The following is a 1137-nucleotide window of genomic DNA, read 5'->3' on the forward strand; positions in this document are numbered from 1 at the left end:
GCCGCGAGCGAGTGGAACCGTGCGCTGCTGGCCAATGCCGCGCGGCCATCGGGGGCGCTGGTCTATGATGGGGGCGATGCCGCCGGGCTGACGGCCGAACAGTTCGAGCGGCTCAAGGCCGAATTGCAGGCCGCCTTCCAGGGCGGGGGCAATGCCGGGCGGCCGATGCTGCTCGAAGGCGGGCTCGACTGGAAGGCGATGAGCCTCAGCCCCGCCGACATGGATTTCGCCACCCTCAAGGCCGCCGCCGCGCGCGACATCGCACTGGCCTTCGGCGTGCCGCCAATGCTGCTCGGCCTGCCGGGTGACAACACCTATGCCAATTACCGCGAGGCCAACCGCGCGCTGTGGCGGCTGACGCTGCTGCCACTGGCGGGCAAGATCCTCGACGGGCTGCATGCGGGGCTGGCCGACTGGTTCGCCGAAGCGCCGCAGGTCGATCTCGACCGCATTCCCGCGCTGGCCGAGGACCGCGAGCGCCTGTGGGCGCAGGTCAGCGCCGCCGATTTCCTGAGCGCGGATGAGAAGCGCGCGATGCTGGGGATCGAGACCTAGCCGTTTGGACCAGGATGATTCTGTTCGAAGTCGCAGACATCCCGGTCGTAATCCCAGCTGCCGCCGTGATCGAGGCACGCGTCGATCGGATCGCTCGACCAAAGGACCAGCGCACCCACAGCGGCGCCAATCAGCGCCAAGGCAATGATGATCATCCGCTTCATTGCTCAGTATCCAAGTTTCCTATCCGACCTAATCGGGACATCCAGACATGACCAGAGAAGACATGCTCGCGCGGCTGATCGCGCAGGCGAGCACCGAGGGCGGCGAGCTGATCACGCTGCGCGCCATCGTCGAAGAAGCGAGCGAGCTGGGCGCGACCCGCGTGCTCGACCGGCTCGGCCTCGCCGACGCGTCGGCGCAGGACGATATCGACGAGCTGCGCGAGCTGCTGTCCGCCTGGCGCGACGCCAAGGCCAGCGCGTGGAAGGCCATGGTGGCTTGGCTGGTGCGCGGCGCGCTGGCGCTGCTGCTGGTCGGCATCGCCATGCGGCTGGGCCTGGGCGGCCTGCTCCAGTGAGGCTGCGGATTGCGGGCTATGCCGCGCTGTTCGACCGCGCCGACGGCGCGCGCGACACGATC

General features: G+C 68.8%; 3 protein-coding genes. 2 read left to right on the plus strand and 1 reads right to left on the minus strand.

Going from position 1 to position 1137, the window contains the following annotated elements:
- Positions 1–555: phage portal protein (locus AAFM29_RS04305; RefSeq protein WP_341711582.1), on the plus strand; the 555-nt coding region annotated here is incomplete at its 5' end.
- Here the strand turns inward: AAFM29_RS04305 and AAFM29_RS04310 are convergent.
- Positions 552–719 carry a hypothetical protein gene (locus AAFM29_RS04310; protein ID WP_341711583.1) on the minus strand — a complete coding sequence of 56 codons (168 nt, stop codon included), beginning with the start codon at positions 717–719 and terminating at the stop codon, positions 552–554. The two genes, AAFM29_RS04305 and AAFM29_RS04310, sit on opposite strands and share 4 nt — an antisense overlap.
- A 47-nt stretch (positions 720–766) precedes the next feature.
- Between AAFM29_RS04310 and AAFM29_RS04315 the strand changes: the two genes are divergently transcribed.
- Positions 767–1075, plus strand: a complete 309-nt coding sequence (locus AAFM29_RS04315) for a DUF6127 family protein (RefSeq protein WP_341711584.1) — start codon at positions 767–769, stop codon at positions 1073–1075.
- Positions 1076–1137: the final 62 nt, after the last annotated feature.

The sequence above is a fragment of the Erythrobacter sp. genome, from assembly GCF_038133525.1.
Classification (GTDB): domain Bacteria; phylum Pseudomonadota; class Alphaproteobacteria; order Sphingomonadales; family Sphingomonadaceae; genus Qipengyuania.